26 protein-coding genes are annotated in these 23151 nt (G+C 50.1%); 16 read left to right on the top strand and 10 right to left on the bottom strand.

What is annotated here, in order from left to right; translation table 11 throughout:
• The first annotated feature begins 78 nt into the window (after nucleotides 1–78).
• A complete protein-coding gene (locus PsAD26_RS26855; protein ID WP_063312858.1) occupies nucleotides 79–711 on the top strand; it encodes a hypothetical protein in 633 nt (210 codons plus the stop codon).
• A 38-nt stretch (nucleotides 712–749) separates the two neighbouring features.
• A complete protein-coding gene (locus PsAD26_RS26850) occupies nucleotides 750–1361 on the top strand; it encodes a hypothetical protein (protein ID WP_153041589.1) in 612 nt (203 codons plus the stop codon).
• Between the two features lie 53 nt (nucleotides 1362–1414).
• Here PsAD26_RS26850 and PsAD26_RS26845 read toward each other — a convergent pair whose 3' ends face one another.
• The 3 genes from PsAD26_RS26845 to PsAD26_RS26835 form a co-directional block, all read right to left on the bottom strand.
• Entirely contained in the window at nucleotides 1415–1870 is a 456-nt protein-coding gene (locus tag PsAD26_RS26845; protein WP_063312856.1) for a PaaI family thioesterase, read from the bottom strand.
• A gap of 30 nt (nucleotides 1871–1900) precedes the next feature.
• A complete protein-coding gene (locus PsAD26_RS26840) occupies nucleotides 1901–2686 on the bottom strand; it encodes a helix-turn-helix domain-containing protein (RefSeq protein ID WP_063312855.1) in 786 nt (261 codons plus the stop codon).
• Between the two features lie 126 nt (nucleotides 2687–2812).
• Nucleotides 2813–3190 (bottom strand): VOC family protein, encoded by a 378-nt coding sequence (locus tag PsAD26_RS26835; protein ID WP_063312854.1) that lies wholly within the window; start codon nucleotides 3188–3190, stop codon nucleotides 2813–2815.
• Between the two features lie 332 nt (nucleotides 3191–3522).
• Between PsAD26_RS26835 and purB the strand changes: the two genes are divergently transcribed.
• Genes purB through PsAD26_RS26810 form a run of 5 tightly spaced genes read left to right on the top strand, consistent with a single transcriptional unit; the run spans nucleotide 3523 to nucleotide 7602 of the window.
• Nucleotides 3523–4851 carry an adenylosuccinate lyase gene (gene purB / locus PsAD26_RS26830; protein ID WP_063312853.1) on the top strand — a complete coding sequence of 443 codons (1329 nt, stop codon included), beginning with the start codon at nucleotides 3523–3525 and terminating at the stop codon, nucleotides 4849–4851.
• A 29-nt stretch (nucleotides 4852–4880) separates the two neighbouring features.
• A complete protein-coding gene (locus tag PsAD26_RS26825) occupies nucleotides 4881–5240 on the top strand; it encodes a VOC family protein (RefSeq protein WP_063312852.1) in 360 nt (119 codons plus the stop codon).
• Nucleotides 5241–5294: 54 nt separating this feature from the next.
• Nucleotides 5295–6095: a metallophosphoesterase family protein gene (locus tag PsAD26_RS26820; protein WP_063312851.1), complete on the top strand. Its 801-nt coding sequence runs from the start codon at nucleotides 5295–5297 to the stop codon at nucleotides 6093–6095.
• On the top strand, nucleotides 6082–6633 hold the full coding sequence (locus PsAD26_RS26815; RefSeq protein ID WP_063312850.1) for an alpha/beta hydrolase: 552 nt from the start codon (nucleotides 6082–6084) through the stop codon (nucleotides 6631–6633). The genes PsAD26_RS26820 and PsAD26_RS26815 overlap by 14 nt, the downstream gene beginning before the upstream one ends.
• Nucleotides 6634–6693: 60 nt before the next feature.
• Nucleotides 6694–7602 (top strand): DUF3445 domain-containing protein, encoded by a 909-nt coding sequence (locus PsAD26_RS26810; RefSeq protein ID WP_063312849.1) that lies wholly within the window; start codon nucleotides 6694–6696, stop codon nucleotides 7600–7602.
• Here PsAD26_RS26810 and PsAD26_RS26805 read toward each other — a convergent pair.
• Complete coding sequence (locus PsAD26_RS26805; protein ID WP_063312848.1) at nucleotides 7599–8423, bottom strand: helix-turn-helix domain-containing protein; 825 nt, start codon at nucleotides 8421–8423, stop codon at nucleotides 7599–7601. The two genes, PsAD26_RS26810 and PsAD26_RS26805, sit on opposite strands and share 4 nt — an antisense overlap.
• Before the next feature lie 83 nt (nucleotides 8424–8506).
• Between PsAD26_RS26805 and PsAD26_RS26800 the strand changes: the two genes are divergently transcribed.
• The 6 genes from PsAD26_RS26800 to PsAD26_RS30320 all read left to right on the top strand — a co-directional run bounded on the left by PsAD26_RS26800 (nucleotide 8507) and on the right by PsAD26_RS30320 (nucleotide 14143).
• Nucleotides 8507–8920, top strand: a complete 414-nt coding sequence (locus PsAD26_RS26800) for a DUF3224 domain-containing protein (RefSeq protein ID WP_063312847.1) — start codon at nucleotides 8507–8509, stop codon at nucleotides 8918–8920.
• A gap of 113 nt (nucleotides 8921–9033) precedes the next feature.
• Complete coding sequence (locus tag PsAD26_RS26795; protein ID WP_063312846.1) at nucleotides 9034–10404, top strand: AarF/ABC1/UbiB kinase family protein; 1371 nt, start codon at nucleotides 9034–9036, stop codon at nucleotides 10402–10404.
• Between the two features lie 136 nt (nucleotides 10405–10540).
• Entirely contained in the window at nucleotides 10541–10825 is a 285-nt protein-coding gene (locus PsAD26_RS26790) for an aa3-type cytochrome c oxidase subunit IV (RefSeq protein ID WP_208985887.1), read from the top strand.
• A gap of 157 nt (nucleotides 10826–10982) precedes the next feature.
• Nucleotides 10983–12296, top strand: coding sequence for a hypothetical protein (locus PsAD26_RS26785; protein ID WP_063312845.1), 1314 nt, complete (start codon nucleotides 10983–10985; stop codon nucleotides 12294–12296).
• A 141-nt stretch (nucleotides 12297–12437) separates the two neighbouring features.
• On the top strand, nucleotides 12438–13208 hold the full coding sequence (locus tag PsAD26_RS26780) for an acetoacetate decarboxylase (RefSeq protein ID WP_063312844.1): 771 nt from the start codon (nucleotides 12438–12440) through the stop codon (nucleotides 13206–13208).
• 26 nt (nucleotides 13209–13234) lie between these two features.
• Nucleotides 13235–14143 carry an alpha/beta hydrolase gene (locus PsAD26_RS30320; RefSeq protein WP_063312843.1) on the top strand — a complete coding sequence of 303 codons (909 nt, stop codon included), beginning with the start codon at nucleotides 13235–13237 and terminating at the stop codon, nucleotides 14141–14143.
• Between the two features lie 45 nt (nucleotides 14144–14188).
• Here the strand turns inward: PsAD26_RS30320 and PsAD26_RS26770 are convergent, their stop codons facing one another.
• Nucleotides 14189–15049 (bottom strand): tetratricopeptide repeat protein, encoded by an 861-nt coding sequence (locus PsAD26_RS26770; RefSeq protein WP_063312842.1) that lies wholly within the window; start codon nucleotides 15047–15049, stop codon nucleotides 14189–14191.
• A gap of 197 nt (nucleotides 15050–15246) precedes the next feature.
• Nucleotides 15247–15471, bottom strand: a complete 225-nt coding sequence (gene rpsU, locus PsAD26_RS26765) for a 30S ribosomal protein S21 (RefSeq protein ID WP_063298527.1) — start codon at nucleotides 15469–15471, stop codon at nucleotides 15247–15249.
• A gap of 742 nt (nucleotides 15472–16213) precedes the next feature.
• On the opposite strand from rpsU, the gene PsAD26_RS26760 reads away from it, so the two are divergent.
• Nucleotides 16214–16951 (top strand): class II glutamine amidotransferase, encoded by a 738-nt coding sequence (locus tag PsAD26_RS26760; RefSeq protein WP_244278342.1) that lies wholly within the window; start codon nucleotides 16214–16216, stop codon nucleotides 16949–16951.
• A gap of 184 nt (nucleotides 16952–17135) precedes the next feature.
• The gene (locus tag PsAD26_RS26755; protein WP_208985885.1) at nucleotides 17136–18536 is read left to right on the top strand and encodes an MATE family efflux transporter; all 1401 of its coding nucleotides are present in this window, start codon (nucleotides 17136–17138) and stop codon (nucleotides 18534–18536) included.
• Nucleotides 18537–18607: 71 nt separating this feature from the next.
• Here PsAD26_RS26755 and PsAD26_RS26750 read toward each other — a convergent pair whose 3' ends face one another.
• The 3 genes from PsAD26_RS26750 to PsAD26_RS26740 form a co-directional block, all read right to left on the bottom strand.
• Entirely contained in the window at nucleotides 18608–19696 is a 1089-nt protein-coding gene (locus tag PsAD26_RS26750) for a 5-(carboxyamino)imidazole ribonucleotide synthase (protein ID WP_063312840.1), read from the bottom strand.
• An 87-nt stretch (nucleotides 19697–19783) separates the two neighbouring features.
• The gene (purE, locus tag PsAD26_RS26745) at nucleotides 19784–20287 is read right to left on the bottom strand and encodes a 5-(carboxyamino)imidazole ribonucleotide mutase (protein ID WP_008551529.1); all 504 of its coding nucleotides are present in this window, start codon (nucleotides 20285–20287) and stop codon (nucleotides 19784–19786) included.
• A gap of 123 nt (nucleotides 20288–20410) precedes the next feature.
• On the bottom strand, nucleotides 20411–20623 hold the full coding sequence (locus PsAD26_RS26740) for a DUF465 domain-containing protein (protein ID WP_063312839.1): 213 nt from the start codon (nucleotides 20621–20623) through the stop codon (nucleotides 20411–20413).
• Nucleotides 20624–21021: 398 nt separating this feature from the next.
• Between PsAD26_RS26740 and PsAD26_RS29235 the strand changes: the two genes are divergently transcribed.
• Complete coding sequence (locus tag PsAD26_RS29235; protein ID WP_082596622.1) at nucleotides 21022–21192, top strand: DUF465 domain-containing protein; 171 nt, start codon at nucleotides 21022–21024, stop codon at nucleotides 21190–21192.
• Nucleotides 21193–21254: 62 nt separating this feature from the next.
• Here the strand turns inward: PsAD26_RS29235 and PsAD26_RS26735 are convergent, their stop codons facing one another.
• Nucleotides 21255–22901, bottom strand: coding sequence for an acyl-CoA synthetase (locus tag PsAD26_RS26735; protein WP_063312838.1), 1647 nt, complete (start codon nucleotides 22899–22901; stop codon nucleotides 21255–21257).
• Nucleotides 22902–23151: the final 250 nt, after the last annotated feature.

Below are 23151 nucleotides of genomic sequence, written 5' to 3'. Positions count from 1 at the left end.
CAGTCAGATCTCATAGGCGCTGTCGCTCAATGTTTGGTTTTAGACTGATGCTTTAATATGGGTGAGTGGAGCGGGATCATGCGCATAAATATTGCAATGCTGGTAGCTGCATTCACCCTGAGTGCTTGTGGGTCGTATAAACCCACCAGTAATCAATCGCATCTAGATAAGTTCCCGATAGATAAGACTAAGAATTATTTGATTTGGCGCTATGGCAGTGTTGAATCAGATCTGACTTCGGTTTTCTGCAAGGTGAACGCTTCGGGTGAGGTTGACGATTGTGAAGACAAAGAAGCAAGCAACAAAAATAGGCTGACCTTTGAGGCGTTTGAAGGACTATTTGGGTCTTATCGGGTCACTTTCAAGCATGATGACGAATACTTCTTGATGACTTACGCCGTGTCTGCGCGCTCTGGCAAATATGCGTTTGTCACTGGAGACTCTGGTCAACGAAGTCGTATTTTCAAGGTTGGTGACGCGACATTTGTAAGCAATTTCAAACCTGGCACCGTGACAGTTATTCCCTACGGGTGGGAGCATCGGCGGAGCGCATCTGACCTGAAACGCGCTGTCGAAGCGAGCTTGAAACAAGCTTTCGGCGAAAGAGCGAGTGGGCTTGATGTGCAGGTTGCTCGCAAAGTTCCAATCGATTGTACCGAAACTAGTAGTGGTTTCTGGGAGGGGACTGAAACCAAGTGCAAGTTGAAGTGATTTTTGCGATCTGATCGTTCGTTGCTTGGGGAGGCTTTATGAGACTTAAAAGGATACCATTACTTCTGACGGTGATTATGCCTCTAGGTGCTTGCGGCGGCGGCTTTGATGCTGAAGACGTGGCTTCGGAGACCGACTTGCGGAACTGGGCGGTTTTCGAAAAGGCCTGTATTTCGTCAAGCGCGAAGGGACGAGATAAGTATCTCAAGGCTGAAGGATGGAAAGTGGTTTCCTCTTCAGGGCGTGATCTCCCGTTGGTCTCGATTGCTGAGAGCCGGAATTTTAGTCACAAGACTACGAAAGCGTATCGCTCTCGAAATGGCGATAGTGTGCTTGTTCTTGGAGAGTATAAGTCAGCAGATGCAACTGAGGCTTCTCCAACATGTTATTTTGCTACGAGTATGAAATACGGATCTGCCAAGTTTTTCGACGATAAAATTAAAAGCTATGTCTTTGATGGTTACAAAAAAGATGCGGGTTCTTTCTCAAAGAGTGTGAGGATTTCCGGAGGTGTCAAGCGCACCAGCTGGATCAATGAGTTAGAAACAGCCTCCGATGGAAAGCAATCATTTGATGTCGCTGGAGTGAGCTTTATTTCTGGCGACCATGGGAAATTGGCACCTTCACTTGTTTTGCGCGTGAATAAGTAACTGAGTGTACTTGAAATTGTTTGGCGAGAGCGCGCGACTCTCGCAACATTGATCTACTGTTGAACGTCGGCTCTGCCGCGGACGGACATCATGGTGCCAGATAGGGTGGCAACTTTCTTTTCACTGCCGTCCTTAATTGCATAGGCGGTGGCGTTGACGAAGGTGATTGTGCGGCCTGGTTTTTCTACTTTTGCTCTGAAGATGAAATGGTCTCCCGCAGCTGGGTTCATCAGGTTGGTTTTGAGTTCGATAGTAAGTACAGCAGCGTCTTCGTCCATCAGTGAGAAGGCTGCGTATCCGGCTGCGCTGTCGAGGGCAGTGGTGACGATGCCGGCGTGGAGAAAACCGTGTTGCTGGGTAAAATCCTTGTTGTACGGCATGGTCAGCTCGACGATACCGGGTTCTACTTTGGCGATTTTAATACCCAATGAAGCCATGGCTGGCTGACGGGCAAAGCTGTCTCGTACTTTCTTCTCATAACCTGCAAATCGAGGCGTAAACTCACTCATATTATCTCCGAAAATGTCTATCTGAATCTGTTAGGTGGCAACTATGCCAAGTCTTAGTGCGGGATGGCTCTTATAGTCTTGAAGGAAACGGACAGTTTCAGTCTTGCGCCAGGTTTGTCGGAACTGGGCTGGTGTATGGCCGGTCATTTCGCGGAAGTCCCGACTGAGATGAGCCTGATCAGCAAACTTGTGATCGTAGGCAATATCAGTGAGTGAGGTGTTGGTTCTGGTGATATCAGAGAGAGCCTCGTGAAACCGATTGAGCCCCGCGAACGGCTTGGGGGATAGCCCCATATGCGCCTTGAAATGTCGGCGCGCTGTCCGTTCTGACCTCTTGTCAGGCCGATCATCAGCATATTGTGGCAAACTGTTATCGGGTACGGACGAGATCAAGAGGTCGCATATTTCGATAAGGGTTTGATGGATGCCCTCGATACTTAACCGAGCCAGAGTATGTTGCTGGAGAACGGCTGCGATTTGCTCTTGCATACGGTATGATGGATGCTGAATGGTTTTGGGTGGCAAGTGCTTAAACCTCATCCCCCATATGGTGCCGATGACCGGATGTTTCTTAGGTGAAGCTGTCAGTTTGGGAGGCATGTATTTCGGCTTGAATGGGGTGTCTGAATGGTCTGCGTGATGTTCGAACCGCAACGAAGCATAGGGGGAGGCGAAGTTGCCTTTGCTTTGGGCCGAGAGCGTTCCATCGTCGCGGAGGAAGAATGTACTTTCAATGAAATGCGTTTGCCTGTTCGGGGTGTTGAACTCCAGGTAACAGGCTTTGGTATTGGCTAATTCACTTGAAGGCACAGTCACTCACAAATCTCACTGGATTACTGAGAGGAGTGTAGAGGGAACTGAGTAGCTTACTGAAGCTCAACGTTTGTCGGAGTTATAATATGACTTTGCTGGCTCTCTTGTTTGCTGCTGGTCCTTTGCCCACTAGCGGTGTTGGTCTATCAGAATAGGGTTTCCATCCGGATCAATTACAGTGAAGCTTGCCGGACCTGATGTGGTCTCGTCTGCTTCTTGTCCGTGAACTTCAATACCATCAGTTTTCAAGCGCTTTTGGAGCTCTCTCACATCGATGAACTTATCAAGGGCTAGTGCTTCCTGATCCCATCCTGGATTGAAGGTGAGCATGTTCTTTTCAAACATTCCCTGAAACAACCCGATGATAGTCACGCCATTCTTCATGATCGCCCAGCCATCTGTGCCATCACAACCAGGATCGCATGCGAAGCCGAGCTTTTGATAGAACGAGATTGATGCTTTGATGTCCTTAACCGTCAGGCTGATTGAAAATGCACCCAATTGCATGTGACTTCCCCCTCAAGAACCACTTTGAAACGTCTTGGATGCTCAGCATAAGGGAAGTTTTGCAGAGCTCAAGTTGGTCATGAACCACGATGCAACAGATACTACCAAGGGGGATTTCCGGCTTGGATTTGATTGTGTTTGGTTGCAGACAAGTTGACTGAAAAGTGCAGGTTCTTTTTTCGGGTGATGAAGAAATATTCATAGTGCGCATAGCAACGTTGAATTCTCTAAAAAACGCGTTTTTTCGGCATTACCGGAGCTTTCTGGCATTGTTCTAGAGAGCCTGTCCTGCTACATCCTGCGACAGAATTGTAACGCATACGAGGACTGGCATGATCCCGCGCTATTCGCGTCCTGACATGGTCGCTATTTGGTCTCCTGAAACGAAATTCCGCATCTGGTTTGAGATTGAAGCTCATGCCTGTGATGCATTGGCAGAACTGGGTGTAATCCCAAAAGAATCTGCTGAGAAGATCTGGGAGAAGGGTGGTCCAGCTACCTTCGACATTGCGCGGATTGATGAGATCGAGCGTGAAACCAAGCACGATGTGATTGCGTTCCTGACGCATCTTGCTGAAATTGTTGGTCCGGAAGCACGCTTCGTGCACCAGGGCATGACCTCTTCTGACGTTCTGGACACCTGTTTCAACGTTCAGCTGGTTCGCGCTGCAGACCTTCTGCTGGCTGATATGGACAAGCTGCTGGCTGCTTTGAAGCGCCGTGCTTACGAGCACAAAGACACAGTGACCATCGGTCGTTCCCACGGCATTCATGCTGAGCCAGTGACCTTTGGTCTGAAAATGGCACAGGCTTATGCTGAGTTTGATCGCTGTAAGAAGCGTCTTGAGCTGGCTCGCGAAGAGATCGCAACCTGTGCGATCTCCGGTGCTGTTGGTACCTTTGCAAACATCGACCCGCGTGTTGAAGAGCATGTTGCTGAGAAGTTGGGGTTGGGTGCTGAGCCTGTTTCCACTCAGGTTATTCCACGTGACCGTCATGCCATGTTCTTCGCGGTTTTGGGTGTGATTGCATCCTCTATCGAACGTCTTTCTACAGAAGTACGTCATCTGCAGCGCACGGAAGTTCTGGAAGCTGAGGAGTTCTTCTCCAAAGGCCAGAAGGGCTCTTCTGCGATGCCGCATAAGCGGAACCCTGTGCTGACTGAGAATCTGACCGGTCTTGCTCGTATGGTTCGTTCTTATGCATTGCCTGCGATGGAGAACGTTGCACTGTGGCATGAGCGCGATATCTCGCACTCTTCCGTTGAGCGTATGATCGGTCCTGATGCGACTGTAACACTGGACTTTGCGCTGGCTCGTTTGACCAACGTGATGGAAAATCTAGTGGTTTACCCAGAGCGTATGATGGGTAACATGGATCGCCTTGGTGGTCTGGTGCACTCTCAGCGTATTTTGCTGGCACTGACACAGGCTGGTGCATCTCGCGAAGATAGCTACCGCCTTGTTCAGCGTAATGCGATGAAGGTTTGGGACAGCTACCAGGTTTCTGGTGATGCGAAGGTGGACTTCCTGACGGAACTGCTAGCGGATGAAGACGTTCGCAAGCATCTTTCTGAAGAGCAAATTCGTGAACGCTTTGACCTTGGTTACCACACCAAGAATGTAGATGTGATCTTTAAGCGGGTGTTTGGCGAAGCCTAAGCAACCCGTACACAGCAGTGGAGGGGAAGATGAAGCTTTATGGTCTACGGATTTTCGTGAGTGATATCGAAAAGGCCAGGGAGTTTTATGCCGAAACGCTCGGTCTTCCTCTTAGCTGGGATATGCCAGAGCTTGGCGCGTTTGGTGCCAAGCTCGACAACGCAGAGCTCATTATTGAGCAAGCGCATAACGAGGAAGACCAAGAATACATTGGTCGCTTTCTCGGAGCATCCCTTCAGGTTGATGACATTGTCGATACTTATGAGCGCCTTTGTGAGAAAGGCGTTGCCTTTACCAGTCCGCCTGAAAAGCAGGTGTGGGGCGGAGTTCTTGCACATTTTCATGATCCGTTTGGCAATGTTTTGACACTGCTGGGCGAACCTCGCTGACAACATGGTCCTTCTTAGTTTTAATAGGGCTGATGTCGATCAGGAGTCATTGCTATGAGAATTGCGGTTATCTCGGACATTCACGGTAACCTGCCTGCTCTGGAAGCTGTTCATCGCGACATAAAGCGGAAGTCACCGGATCTGGTATTTAATCTGGGTGATTGTGTTTCGGGGCCGTTGTGGCCAGAAGAAACAGCTCAGTACCTCATCGCAGAAAACTGGCTCACTGTACGTGGGAACCATGACCGGCATTTGGTGGACCATGTCCAATCCAAGATGGGTCCTAGCGATGCACATGCTTATTCTCTGCTTTCTGATGAATCCAAGGCATGGTTGAAGCAACTGCCAACGCAAATGGAACATGTAGAGAATGTGTTTCTGTGCCATGGTACGCCATCAGCGGATCATGTTTATCTCACTGAAGAGCTTTGTGGGGATCACACCAGAATTGCATCACCGGAGTATGCGTTAGAGCATATTGGCGATGTCTCGTCACCGCTGGTCGTTTGTGGGCACTCCCACATTCCCCGGGTCATCTGGTTAGAGACAACCGGACAAATCGTGATGAATGCAGGCAGTGTTGGGCTGCCAGCCTATGATGATGACAAGCCTCATGCACATACGATGGAAGTTGGAAGTCCTCATGCGCGGTACATGATTGTGACCCGGGTTGGGACACGGTGGTCCTTTGAAGAGCGAATGGTGAACTACGATTGGGACCATGCCAGTAGAAAAGCTGCGCGTAATCAGCGTGGAGATTGGGCTGGCGCTTTGAAAACTGGGTATTTTCGTCCTATTAAGCTGCCAGACTTTTTAGCACGACCACGTATTGAGGAACCTTATGAAGATTTCTGAGGCGGACATTCTCATTGTCCCCGGCCTACATGGCTCCGACGCAAACCACTGGCAAAGCCGTTGGGAAACAAAATTCTCCACTGGTCGGCGTGTTGAGCAGAGCAGTTGGAGCAAGCCAGACCTTGAGGAATGGGTGAATGCCGTTGTGAAGGCGGTCGAAGAAGCCACGCGTCCGGTGGTGCTTGTTGCGCACTCTGCTGGTGTTGCTGCAGTGATTCACGCTGCACCTCGTATCAAGAATTGGGTGAAGGGTGCTTATCTGGTTGCGCCTGCAGATGTGGATGATACCTCATGTGTTCCGTCGGAATTGCATAGCTTTGGTCCGTTTCCAACTTCCCCACTGCCGTTCCATGCTAAGGTTGTGGCGAGCCGCAATGATCCTTATTGCACCTTCGAGCGTGCTGAGCAGCTTGCCAAGCTCTGGAATGCACGTTTGCAGGATGCTGGTGAAAGTGGCCATATCAATTCTGAGAGCGGTCAGGGGCCGTGGCCAGAAGGCATTATTTCTTTTGCTCATTTCATGAAAGAGCTCGGGTAATCCGTATAGGTTGAAGAACGTCCTCCTTCCGGTGCATGTTTTGTATGGGGAGGGCGTTTTATGTCGCGATTTGCACATACACCTTATGATGGCTCTAAGAGACCGTTTACCGTTGGGCTTGAGCGTCTTGATTTGAGAGAGTGGATTGAGCCCGATGAGTTTTTAATTGCCCATCTTGATGAAAAAGAGCGACTGATTGCAGATCCTAAGAGGTTTGTGTTTGCGGCAGAAGCGGATACTGAAGCAGCTCAGCGCGAAGTAGCAGATCTTCTTGCTGTCCATCTGCCTGATCAATTTCCCAGTATGTATGAGCTTCACTCGGATAACTCTCTTCGCGTGAAGAATGCGGGGAAGCGTGTTGAGCTATCGTTTTGTGCTGAACCGCCACTACTAACTATCTCCCGTGTTGTTCAGGAAGATCTGGTGCTGATGCGTAAAGGCGATGACGGGTATAGGCTTGTTGCAGCAAGCCTTTGTTTCCCTTCCAGTTGGTCTTTGGTGGAAAAGTTCGGCGGCTCAATGAGTGCAATCCATGAAGGGGTACCGGATTTCAATGGACATCGCATGGGACACATGGTTCAGCGGATTTTTGAAAGGTTGGAGGCAGATAAGCCCGTTTGGCGACTGAATTGGTCTCTGTATACGGACGCTGAGCTTCATCATCCGATTTCGGGTTTGTGCGGTGATGTTCTTTGTGAGGCTGATCAGGCATTTGAGCAGCTTTATGTTCGCGTTGAGAAGCAGACATTGCGACGTCTGCCAAACAGTGGAGATATCCTCTTCACTATCAGGGTTCATCATGATCCCGTTCATGGCTTGTTAGAGCATCCGGATGGTGATCAACTAGCCCAAGGCCTAAAGACACAGTTGCTTGAGTTAACTGATGAGCAGTTGGACTACAAAGGCATCAAAGCGCACGCATCAACTATCGCGCGAGCGCTTGATATGATTGCTGAGGAACGTGTTTAGGAAGGCTGAGACGCTGGTAGGTAATGACTTGGTGTGTGGCCTGTTAGTTTCTTGAAGGCGTTGTTGAAATGGGATTGGTCGAAGTAGCCGAGGGAGTGGGCCAAGTCTGTTAGGTTGAGGTCTTGTCCGTTGTTGATCGCATCAACCGCGGCCAGCATGCGGTAGCGTTCGATCACCCATTTGGGATTAACGCCGACGTGGCTTTGAAAGAGGCGTTGGATTGTTCTTGGCTGGAAACCTGAGATCCCGGAAAGATCTTTCAGATTGCTAATTTCGTCTGTTGTCGCGATGAGGTCTACGAGTGCACCGGCATCCTTCGCCTTAGAAGTTGAGGGATGTTTATGTGAAATCAGAAGGGCGTCCATCTGGATCGCGAATGCTGCTGTGTCATCAGCAGATTTTAGCTTAGCTACCAGTTGCTGCTCGGAAATACTGAGGAACGGTTCAATATTTTCGTGAGTGTTGAGGAGCGAGGATGGGTTGTATCGGAAGAAATCTGCAAAGGCTCCTGGGCGAAACTTTACCCCAAATACGCGGCCTCTCTGTTGCAAGGTGTAATGGAAAACGCCTGTGTTAATGCCGAACACGCCTGTCGTCTGCAATGTGTCGATGACAATGTGTTGGGATGGGTGGGGCAGGTTAGCTTGCTTATATGGAGGCTTGCCGCGAAGATCCCATGTGATCAGCCAATAGAACTCGATGGCTTCCTGTAATGGTTCAGCTGGAGTGAGCCAGTCCAGATTGAAGTGTTTGAGGCTGCGCTGCTGGTCTAGCAAGCCGCTGATCTGGTTTGAGGTGTCATCCTGATTTGGCATAGGCATAAAAGATAGCAGCTGTCGCGCTTTTACAAGCCCTTCTGGTTGTGACGCAGTAGGTGTTCGGCTCCCAAAGCAAGGAGCTGATAATGGCAAAGATTAAATGCACCTACAAAGTTGAAGAATGGAAAGAGGAGATTGCAGAAGCGCTTTCTATGACGAGCAAGTTTGCATCAGTTCGCGCTCATGGACCCCTCAGCGGAGAAATCGTTGGGCAGGTAAACATGTTTTATCTTTTGGCCTATGTAACTGAGAAAGAGGGCAAATACTCGGGATACACGCAGATTTCAGGTCGATATGGATTGCGTGAAGGCACGTTCCTTGTTGAGGAGAGCGGGGTGTTTGATGCGGAGACTGTTCGCTCTTCGATGACTGTGGTGCCCGGCTCCGGGACTGGAGGATTTGAGAGTGTTTTTGGTCGGGGCGAGTATGTTGCTTCGCATGGCAATGCTGTTGAAAGCCTGCTTGAATTGGAGTTTGTGGAGAGAGTTGAGCAAGCCTGAGCAAATATGTGATTAGGTAATTTCTAAAAGTGCCCTTGGGTTCTCTGCGTTTTCTGCTAGGTTTTGCAGTGCACTATATATTGCAATAAGAGTGTGAGACGCAGGAACCCCATATGCCTTCATCTCGTGATCGGGAAGCAAACAGAATGACCGCCCGTCTTGGCCGCTATGCCAAGGTTGGTGGAAATATGAGTGGCATCGCAGCCAAGCTTGCAGCAGGTAAGCTGTTTGGTTGGGATCAAGACCCTGCGAAGAATGCGGCTTCCATCGCAGAATCTCTTGGTGAACTCAAAGGGCCACTGATGAAGGTGGCGCAACTTCTTTCGACGATTCCTGATGCTGTGCCTCCCGAATATGCAGCAGAACTGGCAAGCCTTCAGGCGAATGCACCTCCTATGGGGTGGGCTTTTGTGAAGCGGCGCATGCGGGCTGAGCTTGGTCCAGGTTGGCAAGGCAAGTTTGATAAGTTTGAGAAGGAGCCTGCAGCAGCGGCTTCTCTTGGTCAGGTTCACAGAGCTTATGATCAGGATGGGGCAATGCTGGCCTGTAAGCTGCAATATCCGGATATGGATAGTGCGGTTGAAGCTGACCTGAACCAATTTGACATGCTGCTTGCTCTGCATCGGCGTTTCAGGCCTGCGATTGAGACTTCTGAGATTGCAAAGGAAGTTGGTGACCGACTGCGGGAAGAGCTGGATTATCGCCGGGAAGCTCGGCATTCCAAGCTTTACGCCAATGTTTTTGCTGCAGATGAGCAGATCCGGATCCCAGACGTGTTTGAAAGTCTGTCAACACGGCGCTTGCTTTCCATGAGTTGGCTGGAAGGGCGTCCGCTTCTGGCCTATCGACAAGAAAAGCTGGAGGCGCGTAACAAGATTGCGCAAGTGATGTTTAAGGCGTGGTGGCATCCGTTTGCGCATTATGGTGTGATCCATGGCGATCCCCATCTTGGGAACTACACGATCTTTGAGGATGGCGCGGAGCCAGCTGGTGTGAATTTGCTGGATTACGGGTGTGTGCGTATCTTCCCGCCTGATTTTGTGCAAGGCGTGGTGGATCTGTATCATGGTCTGCTCGAAGATGATCAGGATCGTGTTGTCGCTGCTTATGAGACTTGGGGTTTTGATGGGCTGACGACCGAGCTTATTGAGACCTTGAATATTTGGGCGAGTTTCATTTTTGGCCCGTTGCTCAGTGATCGGGTGCGCTCGATTGCTGATGGGGTTTCTCCAGCAGCTTATGGACGGCAGGAAGCGTTTCGGGTGCATCAGTCTCTCAAAGAGCTGGGGCCAGTGAAAATACCTCGGTACTTTGTTTTTATGGACCGGGCAGCAATTGGGCTTGGATCTGTTTTCCTTCACTTGCGAGCTGAGCTTAACTTCCATCAACTGTTTAATGAGCAGATTGATGGGTTTGAGCTGGATACGTTGAACGCCCATCAAAAGCACCAACTGGACTTATGTGGTTTGTCTAGTGAGGATTGAGGCACATACTCGGGCCGTTGGAATTTTCCCCGGAACCTGGGTTATCTCCTGAGTGGTTCTTTAGGGAAGTTGCGTCACCGGACCATGTGGTGTTAAAGACTGATATTAGGAAAACTACTTGTTTCGAGGGGGAAGCATGGCTGACGGGAGCGCGTCTGTTATGGACTATAAGGAACACGAGAAGACTTACAAGAACTTCATCAACTTCTCAAAGGTTGGAATTCTTGCAGCTCTCACATTTGTACTCGTTATTGCAATGATTGGATTTGGTGGTACTGCCGGGACGGTTTGGGCAAGCATCACCACAATCGCAACAGTGATTGCAGTTGGCGTTGGCATGGCATCTGGTGACAGGTCGCACATTGTACCGGGAATCGTATTCCTGTTTGCTTGTGTGGTGACAGCTGTACTGACAATCTAAGAAACCCTCAGGTTTTTAAGGTTTTGAGAATCGCAGGAGCTGTGTGCTTCTGCGATTTTTCGTTTCAACCCCGAGATTTGCCAGAGGCGCTGCCCTTTTCTGATCATTATTGAAGAATAGAGCCTTTAGTAAGAGTTGTTCTGAGTTCGGGTATCATATGTCTACTGCGCAAACTGTTCGCGTTCTTCTGCGCTGTTCCTTACTGCTTGCAATTTTCATTGTGGTTGCAGTTGTCTCATCGCCATCTCATTCTGCCTCGACTGATCTTGGTTTCTCCCAGATTCTGAAGGAAGAAGGTGTTGCTGCGCGTGGCAGTAATTACGAGACTGTGCCGCCGGTTTTGCGGAACGGGACATTGCTGGTTTACAGCCTCAAAGTTCATGGCAAGACCTATAAAGTGCGCGGTACGGCGACATTGAAGAAGCGCATTAATGAACTTCATGCGCTGAAGGGCATTCAAGAACTGGATACGGTTTCTCAGGCGGGTGAGGGCGTTGTGACTGCGGTCGCCAAACCTCTGACGTTTCTTGGTAGCCTTGTAACCTCTCCCAAAGAGACACTGAGTTCCACGGCTGATGGTGTCGGCTTGTTGCTGAATGGTACTGTGAACACCATTACCGGAAATTCCGGAGCGACTGCCCCGTCTAAGGAAAGTGGAAAGAAGACCTCTGCGGTTGAGAGTGTTGCAGCAGCTGTTGTTGGCCGAGATAAAGCCCGACGCTATATAGCTGTTGCGGCGAATGTTGACCCGTATACGACATTTCCTCCACTCTCTGACGCGCTTGATAAGGCCGCCTGGGCCTATGCAACGTCTAACCGTCTGACCAATCTCGCAACTGTGTTTATTCCGGGTGGCGTTGGTACGGCGGTTAGTGGAGTTCTGGCGACAACCAATTTAAGCGAAGCTCTCAAGGCCAGCCCGACCGTTGCCGATGAGACGATGCGCGAGATGCTTGGTGATATGGCCATTCGCCAGCGCAGCACACGAGCATTCCTAAGCGCTACTTCTATGACGCGCGGTGAAAAAATGATTTTCGTTGCAAGCCTGCACTCGTTGAAGGGTGTTCGCGGAAAGAATGATCTGATTGATCAGGCTAGTCGACAGGGGCTTTCTCAAGAGGCGGGTTATTATTACCTACTGGGTCTGATGATGATCGCTGATTATCATATTGATACGGAGCGTCTTGCTTCTGTTGACCTGGTTGAGGGGATTCCGATTGGTACCACCCGCACTGGGCGCAAAGTTGCTTTTGTTACAGGTGATCGCGTTGGTTGGAGCGTTGATCAGTCAACGACCACACTCAATATTGCAAGTCGTGTAAACCAAACTCATTCAGGCACCGGAGCGAGTGAACTGCGCGTGTTGGGGCTGGTTCACCCGAAATTGAAAACGGAGCTGGGTGCATTGAATTGGGTTATCCGCGAAAAAGCGCCGCTGGCGACTTTCAAAGAAATTGATGTAACAAGCTGATTAAAAAAGTGTTTGGGGTGAGCTCTGAAAGTGTCACCCTAAAACCCAAGGGGCAACATCTAAAATATCGGTGCTTATGGTGAGAGCGCGCTGGCTGGTGATTTGGCCGCGGTTCCCACTCTTTCATGATCGAGGTGGTCCATGAAAATTGCCGATATTCTTGAACAGGCTTCTATGCCGATTGCTTCTCCTGCTTATCCCAAGGGGCCATACAGGTTTATCGACCGCGAGTTTTTTGTGGTCTCCTATGAAAGTGATCCCGACGCAATTCGAGAAGCTTTGCCTGAGCCTTTGGAACCGGATGGGTCCAACACGGTGATGTTCGAGGTGATCCGCATGCCAGATTCTGCTGGCTTTGGGGACTACACCGAGTCTGGTATCGTGATCCCTGCCAAGTTTGGTGATCATCCTGTGAACTTCACGCAGCAAATGTTTCTTGATGATACGCCGCCGATATTTGGTGGTCGTGAGATTTGGGGCTTCCCGAAAAAACTTGGCCAGCCGGAATTGAGTATATCGGGAGCAACATTAACGGGACATCTGGTCTTTGATGATGTGACCATCGCTATTGCGACCATGGGCTACAAGTACCAGCATCTTCTTTATGATGTGGAACATGGTACGCAGTGTCACCCTGATGCGATTCTTAAGAAGCTTCAGAAAACTCAGGTTAATCTGAAGCTCATTCCAGATGTTGATGGTTCTTTGGCTATCGCTCAGTTGGTTGCTTACGAGGCGGCTGATGTGACGGTGAAAGGGGCATGGTCTGGTCCGGCAAGCCTGCAATTGTTCCACCATGCCAATGCACCAGTGGCTGAGTTGCCAATGCTTAAATCACTTGGTGGTGTTCATTTTATCACCGACCTTACACTCCCTTATGGCCGGGTTATGTATGATTACCTGAAGCCTTAAGTGATGCACTTTTACGGAGGTGCTACATGCGAGGCAACTTCAGGATCCTAGGGTATTTGGTTGGCAGCGCACTTGCGGTGACTTTGTCGGTCGCGCAGGCTGCCGGTTTTGAATTGAAGCCTTATAAAAATGAGCTGTTTGCCTATCCGCGCGTGCTGGAGCAGTCGAAGGATGGAGCCTTTTTGCGGCTTGATTATCAGATTCAGCGTGATTTGCGTGATCGGGATGAAATACCGGAACGACGCGTTGAGAGGCGTTACGTCTCCAGCAGGCCTTCGTGGTATGTGCGAGAGCGCTCAGCTGTGCTTGCGGGGAATATGCGTAAGCACATCCGAGTTGGGGCTCCTGACGCTGACACCAAGCTGTTACTGCTTTATCTGCATGGTAAGGGTGGCAATCGAAAGCAGGGGAATGCCGATTGGACGTTCGGTGGCAATTTCAATCGCGTGAAAAACCTGATGGTGCGTAATCGTGGGGTTTATCTGTCTCCTGATGTGAAGCTTGAAAGCTCCAGGGGTACTCAGGAAATCCGCGAGCTGATTGCTCAGTATCGGGACGAAGCGCCTCAGGCCAAAGTGATTGTGGCTTGTGGTTCCATGGGTTCGCAGGTTTGTTATGGGCTTGCTGATCAGGCCGGTGTCGCGGGGCCGCTGTCCGGCCTCATGTTCTTGGGCGGGGCGACGGATCAGCGGTTGTCGACGAGTGAAGCGTATAAGACGGGCGTGCCGATTGTCTTTGGGCATGGCAGTGCTGATAGGGTTTACAGTTGGGAGAAGCAGTATCAGTTGTTCGAGGTGCTCACTGGTAAAAAGAAACAGTATCCGGTGCGCTTCCGACTGTTCGAAACAGGCTCTCACGGAACACCCATTCGCATGATTGACTGGCGTGACGAGATTAACTGGATGCTGTCTATATCTTCGAAAGCAAGACAATAAAAAAGGCCGGAGAACCCGGCCTTTGGAAGCGATATGTTTGTGAGCTTAAGCTTGCGGAACGCCAGATGACGTTGATAGGCGCTGGGCGCCTTCCTTCGCAATCTGGTTTGTCGAAGAAATCTGCAGTGCTCTGCTGTAGGACTGGCGGGCTTCTGTAATCTGACCCAGAGCTTCTTCAGCGCGGCCACGGTTTGCCCAAGCAGATGCGGACTTGTCATTGAGTGCGATCGCAGCGTTGAAGTCTTTGAGTGCAGATTTTGGATCACTTAGAGAAAGGTAGGTTACACCTCGCGCAATCAGAGGTGAATATGCGCGGGAGTTGAAGCCAACAGCCGATGAAAAGTCATTGAGGGCTGCTTCCTGTAGACCCTGCGCCTGATAGATGAGGCCACGGTTGTGATAGGCCTGTGCATCGCCGGCGTTCAAACGAATGACTTCGTTGTAGTCACGAAGCGCTGCTGTGTTCTGTCCGATAGAGCGGTAGGTGTTTCCGCGTCCGTTCAGGGCCTTCACGTAATCTGGCTTTATAGAAAGTGCTGAGCTGTAATCTTGCACTGCCTGGGACGTGTTGCCCTTGCGGCGCTCCACCAAAGCTCGGTTTGCGTAAGCCTGATAAGAGTTTGGTCTCAGCTGAAGAGACTTGTTGAAGTCCTCAATAGCCTGATCAAGGCGTCCAGCTTTTGCATATGCAATGCCGCGCTTGTTGTAGGCGTCAGCGTCGGTTGGGTTTGCGTCAACAACGGCACTCAGACTATCGATGTTGGAGGAAGAGCCAACAGCTTTGTCGATAGGCACATTCTGATAAACAAGGCCAGATGAGTTGGATTGGCATGCTGCAACGCCAAGTGCGAGCAGACACGCACAGATGCCTTTAGCCAGTTTATTGTTCACGAGAATGTGCCCCATTCTTAAAGAGTCCTTGCAATGACACGATAGCCTACACTTTAGTGTGGCAAAAAAAGGTCAAATGAACCAGCAAAAACAACAAACGGACCAACCGGTTTACCGGTTAGTCCGTTCTGAATTCTAGCTTCGGTCCGCTCACACGCTTTTCGTCAAACATAGTTGAGCCTTAGCTGCGTGATGTCCCGAGTGTCGCCGGATTAACGACGACCTTTGCCGACCAACAGGCCTTCCCGCTGTGCTTTCTTGCGAGCCAGTTTGCGAGTGCGGCGGATAGCTTCAGCCTTTTCGCGAGCCTTCTTTTCAGATGGCTTTTCGTAGTGGCCACGAAGCTTCATTTCGCGGAAGATGCCTTCACGCTGCATCTTTTTCTTAAGCGCTTTAAGCGCCTGATCGACGTTATTATCGCGAACGAGAACCTGCACGCGTTTATCCTTACCTTCGAGCATTCTGGATTACGTATCCAGAACGACATAGATGAAATGATTGATAGCAACACTTAGCGCATATGCACGGGTCACAAGAACGCCGTCGCCGCTGATGCGTCGCTTCTTGACGGGGTAACTAACAGACTGCGTGGGGGCTGTCTACCTCCTTACTTGAGAATCTATGTTAATTTATAGATGGGAAAGGGGGGAATACCTCTTGTGGGACAAGGCAATCTCAGCAGCGTTTGCTCATTTTCTTCAAGATGGCGCATTGGCACGCTCGTGTGTGAAGTAAAAGATAAGTAAAAAATGCTTTCAAAATGCATTGTAACTTCACGTATGAAATTATTTTGAAAAAATACAACCTTTGATTGTGTGTGGTTGAGTCTCTCTTTTGATGCTGAAAAAAGTCACAGGAGCTTTTCTGAACAGTGGAAATCGAGGTGGAAATTTGAATGGAATTTGCTTCAAACGTCGTTCGTCATGTCCGATTTCGAAGATGAGTCGAGTGAGTCCATCTTACTCACGAGAGCTGCGGTTGAGGGGCTCTCTTTAGATCCACGGAACGATCCCTGAGAAAACTCGTTACTCTAGTTATAGGGGAGGGGTTTATACGTGCTGATGGATCATGCATACTCTAGTGACCTCATTTGGGTAATCGACCAGAAGAAAGAATAATGTAATGTGCCGCTGGCTTGCGTACCGTGGAGCTCCCATTTTCATGGAAGAGCTGATTTCAATGCCCAATCATTCTCTGATTGCGCAGAGCCTGCATTGTGCGGAAGCCAAGGTGAACACCAATGGTGACGGCTTTGGAATTGGTTGGTACGGTCACAAATCAGAACCGGGTCTTTATCGTGATACGCAGCCTGCATGGGGCGATGAGAACCTTCTGAGCATTACCAAGCACCTCAAATCCTCTTTGTTCTTTGCTCATGTGCGTGCGTCTACTGGCACTGCTACCTCCCGTTCCAACTGTCATCCGTTTGCTGTTGGCAAATGGATGTTCATGCATAACGGGCAGATTGGGGGGTATGATGATATCCGCCGGCAGATTGAGAGTTTGATCAGCGACGACTTTTATCGTTACCGGCAGGGTACAACAGACAGTGAAGCGCTGTTTCTTGCCATGTTAAGTCATGGTCTGGATGTTGATCCTGTGGGGGCTGTGCAACAGGTTCTCACGAAAACACTTGAGATTATGCGTTGCAATGATGTCATTGCTCCATTGCGTGTAGCGATGGCCTTGACTGATGGGGAGCGTCTTTATGCTGTGCGATGCTCTAGTGATAAGATCGTTCCAAGCTTGTATTACCGCTTACATAACAGCAACTTGAGTGTTGTCTCCGAGCCTTTGGAAAAGGGCGGGCAAGGTTGGTATGAAGTGCCTTGCGGACACATCATGGTTTATGGGGGGGATAATGCGCCTTGCTTTATTCCTCTGGACATTCCTGAAGAGTTTTGCAAAGTAGCGTAATCGGCATTTTTACTAGCGGTATTGCTTAGGCAAGAAGCCACTGGGACTTTGTCGGTCTGTTTCTATGATAGGAAGTTTCCTCCCAGCGAGGCACTGTGGTCAATTGCAGGACCCAGCCTTGTTTATGTTCTTGAGAGGCTCAAGTTCTGGAGGGGCTCCATGCCCTTTTCTTCAGGAGCTTATGATGACGCGGGTTGAAAGCACCAGCGTTGCCAAACCCATATCCATGTCTGCATGGTGGGGGGAGTCCAATGCAACGCTTATTTTGGGATTGCCTTTGATCGGTGCGCAACTTGCGCAGATGGCAATCAATGCCACCGATGCATTGATGATCGGTTGGCTTGGCGCAACCGAGCTGGCAGCATCCGTGCTGGCTTTGCAGTTGTTCTTTCTGACATGGCTGGCAGGACTTGGGTTCTTGCAAGCCGTTATGCCATTGGCATCCAGAGCCGAAGGTAAAGGCGACGTGCGTAATGTGCGGCGTGCTTCGCGCATGGGCCTTTGGATTTCGCTCATTTATACGACTTTTGCGATGGTCGTGCTGTGGAACGGTGAGAGCCTCTTGCTTGCTCTTGGGCAGGACGCAGAAGTTTCTGCCATTGCTGCGGATTATCTGCGCATTGTGCAGTGGTCGATGTATCCATCCCTATTTGTGGCGGCGCTGCGTAGCTTCCTCACCAGTATTGAACGTTCGCAGATTGTTTTGTGGGCGACCGTGGTGAGTGCTGTGGTCAATGCACTTCTCGATTATGTGTTGATCTTTGGCTATTACGGCTTTCCTCAACTTGGCATTCTAGGTGCCGGGATTGCTTCTGTTGTGACCGCGTTGGCATCCTGTGTGATTTTGATCGCCTATGTGTTTTGGGAAGAGAAGTCTCGTAAATATGAGGTGTTCGTTCGCTTCTGGCGTGCTGACTGGCCTGCGTTCTTCGAAATTCTACGCCTCGGCTGGCCGATTTCCCTCATGTTGGTTGCTGAAGTCGGGTTGTTTGCAGCAGCCGCTTTGATGATGGGTTGGATTGGGACGTTGGAGCTTGCTGCTCACGGTATTGCGGTTCAGCTCTCTGGTATTGCGTTTATGATTCCGCTCGGCTTTGCTAATGCTGCTGTGGTGCGTGTTGGTATCGCATCTGGCCGTAGTGATGCTGATGCTATTACGCGAGCCGGTTGGGTCGCATTGATCTGGTCCATTGTGATTGGCCTGCTTGGTGCGGTGTTGTTTGTTGCGATCCCTGACACGTTGATTTCCTTCTATCTGGACAGCAGCAATCCAGACGCAGCTGATGTGATCCGCCTTGGTGTGCCACTGGTCTTTATTGCAGCAGTGTACATGGTGGTTGATGGCATTCAGGTGGTTGCTGGTGGTGTTCTACGCGGCCTTTCAGATACGCGAGTGCCGATGGTGATTGCGGTGATTGGCTACTGGATTATTGGTGTGCCACTTTCTTATGTGATGGCGTTCACCTTTAACTGGGGCCCTGAAGGGATCTGGGTTGGTTTGGCCAGCGGTCTCTTTATCACCGGAATCCTGTTGTTGATCCGATTCCAAAAACGCGATCAACTTGGTCTGGTTAGGCTAGGATAGTCTGGTTTAAATAAGAAAAAGCCCCGAAGATGAAGAGATCTTCGGGGCTTTTTCTTTGTAGAATAATTCGATCAGGATTTTGGGGAGAGGCGGTTGATGTGGCCCATCTTGCGGCCTTCCCGTGTCTCGGCTTTACCGTAGAGTGTCAGACGAGCGTTTGGCTCGAGCAGTGCTGATTCCCATGAGTTCACATCATCACCAATCAGGTTTTCCATGATGACGTTGTGTGCTCGGGTTGGTCCGCCAAGTGGCCAGCCAGCAACAGCGCGAACATGCTGTTCAAACTGGGAAACCGGACAAGCGTCTTCAGTCCAGTGACCTGAGTTGTGAACGCGTGGTGCTATTTCGTTGACTTTCAGCTCTGTAGCCTCGCCATCTCTGACGACAAAGAGTTCTACGCCCATCACTCCGATATAATCGAGCGCAACAGCGATGCGAGTTGCCATTTCGATGGCTTCCTGAGCGGTTTCTGCCGGGATGTCTGCTGGTACGCTAGAGGTCTTCAGAATGTGGTTCTTGTGGTAGTTGTCCGCAGGGTCGTAGCATTTGACTGTTCCATCCACGCCACGTGCGACGATGATGGAGATCTCTTTTTCAAACGGCACTATGCCTTCAAGGATGGCTGGCTGATCGCCAAGCTTGCTCATGGCGCCTTCGATATCCTCAGGTGTACGGATCATGATCTGGCCTTTGCCATCATATCCAAAACGGCGCGTTTTCAGTACACCCTGACCGCCCAACTCCATGAGCGCAGCTTCCAGCTCTGCCTGCGTGTCGACTTTTATAAAGGGAGCGACCTGTGTTGCCGCTTCTTCTGAAAGGAATGTCTTTTCTGCCAGGCGATCCTGGGAAACTTTCAGTGCATGTGGGCCGGGGCGAACTGGAACAAACTGCTCCAGAATGCGGGCTGTCTCGCCGGGGACATTTTCGAACTCATAAGTAACGACTGAAACGCTTTTCGCAAACTGGGTGAGTGCTTGTTCGTCTTCGTAGGCCGCAATGGTCTTCTTTTCTGAGACCTCAAAAGCGGGGCTGTTTTCATCCGGGCAATAGATATGGCACTTCAGGCCCATCCTGCTGGCAGCTTGCGCGATCATGCGACCAAGCTGGCCTCCACCCAAAATACCAATCGTGTCGCCAGGACGTAGTGTGGAACCCATTTCGAAAACTTTCCAGATGTTAGGGGCCAGATGTTAGGGGCGGCTTGATACAAATGAGGCGCCTGCAAGTGGGCGCCTCTGAAACTCTTACTCTTCCGGGTTGACTGGCTTCTCAGCCACAGCCTGACTTTGCTTTTCGCGCCAGTCATCCAAATTGGCGGCGATCTCCGGATTGTTGAGTGCCAGAACAGCAGCAGCCATCAATGCTGCGTTGACAGCACCTGCGCGACCGATTGCAAGAGTGCCAACCGGAATGCCTGCTGGCATTTGAACGATAGAAAGAAGGCTGTCCTGTCCTTTAAGGGCACGCGACTCAATTGGAACGCCAAATACCGGCAGCGGGGTCATGGATGCGGCCATGCCGGGAAGATGGGCTGCACCGCCAGCGCCAGCGATAACAACCTTGAAGCCGTTCTCTTTTGCTGTTTTGGAGAATTCTACCAGACGGTCCGGGGTGCGATGTGCTGAGACGATGCGAGCATCATAGGAAACTCCCAGTGCTTCTAGCGTATCTGCAGCATTTTTCATGGTTGGCCAATCGGATTGGCTTCCCATGATGATAGCGACTTCTGGCTGATCTGTGCGGTTCATAAAACGGGCACCCTCTGAGCGTCTGGGAAGAAAGCGCGGATTATAGAAATAACGCGGCGTGTTTCAACCCAATTACAATAAGAAATGCCAATAGTATACGAAGGTTAGAGCTCTGCCTCTAATTTAGGCGATAATGTCAGGTAAGAGCTGTGTTTCCAGCACTTGAATCTGGTCTCTGAGCATCAGTTTTTTCTTCTTTAGGCGTTGCAGCTGGAGAAGATCCGCCCGTCCCGTTTCAATGAGCGCGTCGATAGAATGATCAAGATCCCGATGCTCCTGTCGCAACTCAGCGAGCTCGGAACGCTTGCTATCCTGATCGAGAGTATCTTCCGTCATCGTTTTGTCCTCACATGACACATATCGGTCTGTGTGCAACGAGACCCATCATTGATCAAATCTGGTGGGGCGCGTTGTCGCAATTCACCGCTCGGCAACAGTATACCGAATGTGCAGCGGTGATGAACAAGAGTCTCTCGATTTTTACAGGAAGTGTTGTCTCATGACGGATTTACGCAGCGTATATATAGGGTTGAATACTTAGTGAAGTTCTCTTTTGAGTGGAATATGAAACCCATTAAATTTACTGGGTCATTTATAAGTTCCCTAAGTTTTTCATGAATTAGCGATCTCGCGTTGTAGAGGCCCCAAAAAAACAGCTAATCATAGTTCGACAACTCAATAAAATGGTGCCATCATCCACCTGTAACAGAGACAATGTAGGAGGATCAAAACCTATGTCCATCCGTGAGCATTTGACTGAGCTGGAACGCCGCCATGCTACCATTGAGAGGGAGCTGGAAACAGCCAAGCACCATCCTTCGATGGATGAGATCGAACTAGGCAATCTAAAAAGGCAAAAGTTGAAGCTTAAGGATGAGATCTCGCGAATACGAGTGACAGGGTAGCTTCCTTTTTCTTAAACGAATAGAAAATGCGTCGCTTTTAGCGGCGCATTTTTTGTTTAGGGTCAGCCGATCTTTTTTGCTTCTTCGCGCAGTACGAACTTTTGGATCTTGCCTGTTGAGGTTTTCGGTAGGTCTGTGAAGACAACAGTTCTTGGTGATTTGAAGCTGGCCAGATGCTGTTTGCAGTAGGTTACGATATCGTCTTCCGTCACACTGCTGTTCTCTTTCAGCTCTACAAACGCACAGGGAGTTTCCCCCCATTTGTCATCGGGACGGGCAACCACTGCTGCTGCGGAGATTTCCGGGTGTTTGTAGAGGACTTCCTCGATCTCAATGGATGAGATGTTTTCACCTCCTGAGATGATGATGTCTTTGGAGCGGTCTTTGAGTTGGACGTATCCGTCTTCGTGTTGAACGCCTAAGTCTCCTGAATGGAACCAACCACCGCTGAAGGCTTCCTGTGTTGCCGTTGGGTTCTTCAGATACCCTTTCATCACAACATTGCCCTTGAACATGACTTCGCCGATGGTTTCTCCATCAGCAGGGGCTGGTTTCATGGTTTCGGGGTCAAGCACAGCAAGGTCCTGCAAGGCGACGTAATTGACCCCTTGTCTGGCTTTCAACGCAGCTTGTTCCGATGGTGGAAGCTCATTCCAATGGTCATGCCATTCGTTGACGACAGCTGGGCCATAGACTTCTGTGAGCCCATACAGATGAGTAACGTTGAAGCCTTCCTCTGCTATAGCGGCAAGAACAGCTTCAGGCGGTGGAGCTGCTGCAGTGAAGAACTCAACATCGTGGGTGAATGCACGTTTTTGATCTTCAGGGGTGTTGAGTAGCGTAGACATCACGATTGGAGCACCACAGAGGTGCGTGACTTTCTCATCCGCCAGCGCGTTCCAGATTGGGGCTTGTCGTACTTGGCGGAGGCAGACGTGCGTTCCGGCAACGAGGGACAAAGCCCATGGGAAACACCAGCCATTGCAGTGGAACATTGGCAGTGTCCAGAGATAAATCGGTTTTTTGCCCATGGCTGCGGTGATGATGTTTGCCTGTGCGAGAAGGTAGGCACCACGATGATGATAAACGACACCTTTCGGGTTTCCTGTTGTACCCGATGTGTAGTTGAGTGAGATTGCATCCCATTCATCGGCAGGAAGTTGCCATTCAAAGTCATCTGAACCGCTGGAAATCAGCTCCTCGTACTCCAACTCTCCAATTGTGGGAGCTGATTGCGGGAATTCCTTGTCGTCGTAGAGCACGACGATCGGCTTCACGGCTGCCAGTTCTAATGCCTCGGTCATGACCTTCGAGAACTCGCGGTCCACGATCACCAGCTTGCTCTCCGCATGGTCTAACTGGAATGCAATGATAGCGGCATCGAGACGGGTGTTGAGTGCATGGAGTACTGCACCAGCCATAGGCACGCCGTAATGAGCTTCAAGCATGGGTGGTGTATTGGACAGCATGACTGACACGCAATCATTCTTGCTAATACCACGCTTTTCCAGGGCGCTCGCGAGTTTGATGGAGCGCTCGTAGAACTCGTTATAAGACCGGCGAATCTTGCCGTGAATGATGGCTGTGTGGGTTGGAAAAACTTTTGCAGCTCTCTCCAGAAAACTGAGCGGGCTTAATGGCGTGTAATTTGCGTCAGTTTTTGAGAGGTCTTTGTCGAAATATGATGTGTTTGGACTATTGTTTTTCATGAAATTCCCCAGGCATTCAACTTCCGCTCAAGAGAACTGCGAAGATCCTTTGAGCTGGCTATCAGCTTTCCCAAGATAGTTATTGGCTCCGGTGAAGAGCTTGGAATTAAGAGTGTCGCATATTTTGATATATCTGAGTATAGGCGTAGGGGGTAGTTCAGATGACTTAGATGTTAGTCTGAGGGGCTTCTTGCTATTAGACTTTAATCTATAAGTATTTTTGAGATGTTTTGTGGATTGGTGTCGATAT

The sequence above is a fragment of the Pseudovibrio sp. Ad26 genome (genome assembly GCF_001623285.1).
In the GTDB taxonomy this organism is placed as follows: Bacteria; Pseudomonadota; Alphaproteobacteria; order Rhizobiales; family Stappiaceae; genus Pseudovibrio; species Pseudovibrio ascidiaceicola.
This window is presented reverse-complemented; position numbering and strand designations above follow the sequence as displayed.

Excerpts from the sequence above, each read along its gene's own strand:
- PsAD26_RS26795 (WP_063312846.1), top strand. The coding sequence starts at position 9,034 with ATGCCTTCATCTCGTGATCGGGAAGCAAACAGAATGACCGCCCGTCTT.
- PsAD26_RS26760 (WP_244278342.1), top strand. The coding sequence starts at position 16,214 with ATGCCCAATCATTCTCTGATTGCGCAGAGCCTGCATTGTGCGGAAGCC.
- PsAD26_RS26825 (WP_063312852.1), top strand. The coding sequence starts at position 4,881 with ATGAAGCTTTATGGTCTACGGATTTTCGTGAGTGATATCGAAAAGGCC.
- PsAD26_RS26735 (WP_063312838.1), bottom strand. The coding sequence starts at position 22,901 with ATGAAAAACAATAGTCCAAACACATCATATTTCGACAAAGACCTCTCA.
- PsAD26_RS26805 (WP_063312848.1), bottom strand. The coding sequence starts at position 8,423 with ATGCCTATGCCAAATCAGGATGACACCTCAAACCAGATCAGCGGCTTG.
- PsAD26_RS29235 (WP_082596622.1), top strand. The coding sequence starts at position 21,022 with ATGTCCATCCGTGAGCATTTGACTGAGCTGGAACGCCGCCATGCTACC.
- PsAD26_RS26855 (WP_063312858.1), top strand. The coding sequence starts at position 79 with ATGCGCATAAATATTGCAATGCTGGTAGCTGCATTCACCCTGAGTGCT.
- PsAD26_RS26845 (WP_063312856.1), bottom strand. The coding sequence starts at position 1,870 with ATGAGTGAGTTTACGCCTCGATTTGCAGGTTATGAGAAGAAAGTACGA.
- PsAD26_RS26770 (WP_063312842.1), bottom strand. The coding sequence starts at position 15,049 with ATGGGGCACATTCTCGTGAACAATAAACTGGCTAAAGGCATCTGTGCG.
- purB (WP_063312853.1), top strand. The coding sequence starts at position 3,523 with ATGATCCCGCGCTATTCGCGTCCTGACATGGTCGCTATTTGGTCTCCT.
- PsAD26_RS26810 (WP_063312849.1), top strand. The coding sequence starts at position 6,694 with ATGTCGCGATTTGCACATACACCTTATGATGGCTCTAAGAGACCGTTT.
- PsAD26_RS26850 (WP_153041589.1), top strand. The coding sequence starts at position 750 with ATGAGACTTAAAAGGATACCATTACTTCTGACGGTGATTATGCCTCTA.
- purE (WP_008551529.1), bottom strand. The coding sequence starts at position 20,287 with ATGAACCGCACAGATCAGCCAGAAGTCGCTATCATCATGGGAAGCCAA.
- PsAD26_RS26790 (WP_208985887.1), top strand. The coding sequence starts at position 10,541 with ATGGCTGACGGGAGCGCGTCTGTTATGGACTATAAGGAACACGAGAAG.
- PsAD26_RS26755 (WP_208985885.1), top strand. The coding sequence starts at position 17,136 with ATGACGCGGGTTGAAAGCACCAGCGTTGCCAAACCCATATCCATGTCT.
- PsAD26_RS26835 (WP_063312854.1), bottom strand. The coding sequence starts at position 3,190 with ATGCAATTGGGTGCATTTTCAATCAGCCTGACGGTTAAGGACATCAAA.
- PsAD26_RS30320 (WP_063312843.1), top strand. The coding sequence starts at position 13,235 with ATGCGAGGCAACTTCAGGATCCTAGGGTATTTGGTTGGCAGCGCACTT.
- PsAD26_RS26780 (WP_063312844.1), top strand. The coding sequence starts at position 12,438 with ATGAAAATTGCCGATATTCTTGAACAGGCTTCTATGCCGATTGCTTCT.
- PsAD26_RS26800 (WP_063312847.1), top strand. The coding sequence starts at position 8,507 with ATGGCAAAGATTAAATGCACCTACAAAGTTGAAGAATGGAAAGAGGAG.
- PsAD26_RS26785 (WP_063312845.1), top strand. The coding sequence starts at position 10,983 with ATGTCTACTGCGCAAACTGTTCGCGTTCTTCTGCGCTGTTCCTTACTG.
- PsAD26_RS26820 (WP_063312851.1), top strand. The coding sequence starts at position 5,295 with ATGAGAATTGCGGTTATCTCGGACATTCACGGTAACCTGCCTGCTCTG.
- PsAD26_RS26750 (WP_063312840.1), bottom strand. The coding sequence starts at position 19,696 with ATGGGTTCCACACTACGTCCTGGCGACACGATTGGTATTTTGGGTGGA.
- PsAD26_RS26740 (WP_063312839.1), bottom strand. The coding sequence starts at position 20,623 with ATGACGGAAGATACTCTCGATCAGGATAGCAAGCGTTCCGAGCTCGCT.
- PsAD26_RS26815 (WP_063312850.1), top strand. The coding sequence starts at position 6,082 with ATGAAGATTTCTGAGGCGGACATTCTCATTGTCCCCGGCCTACATGGC.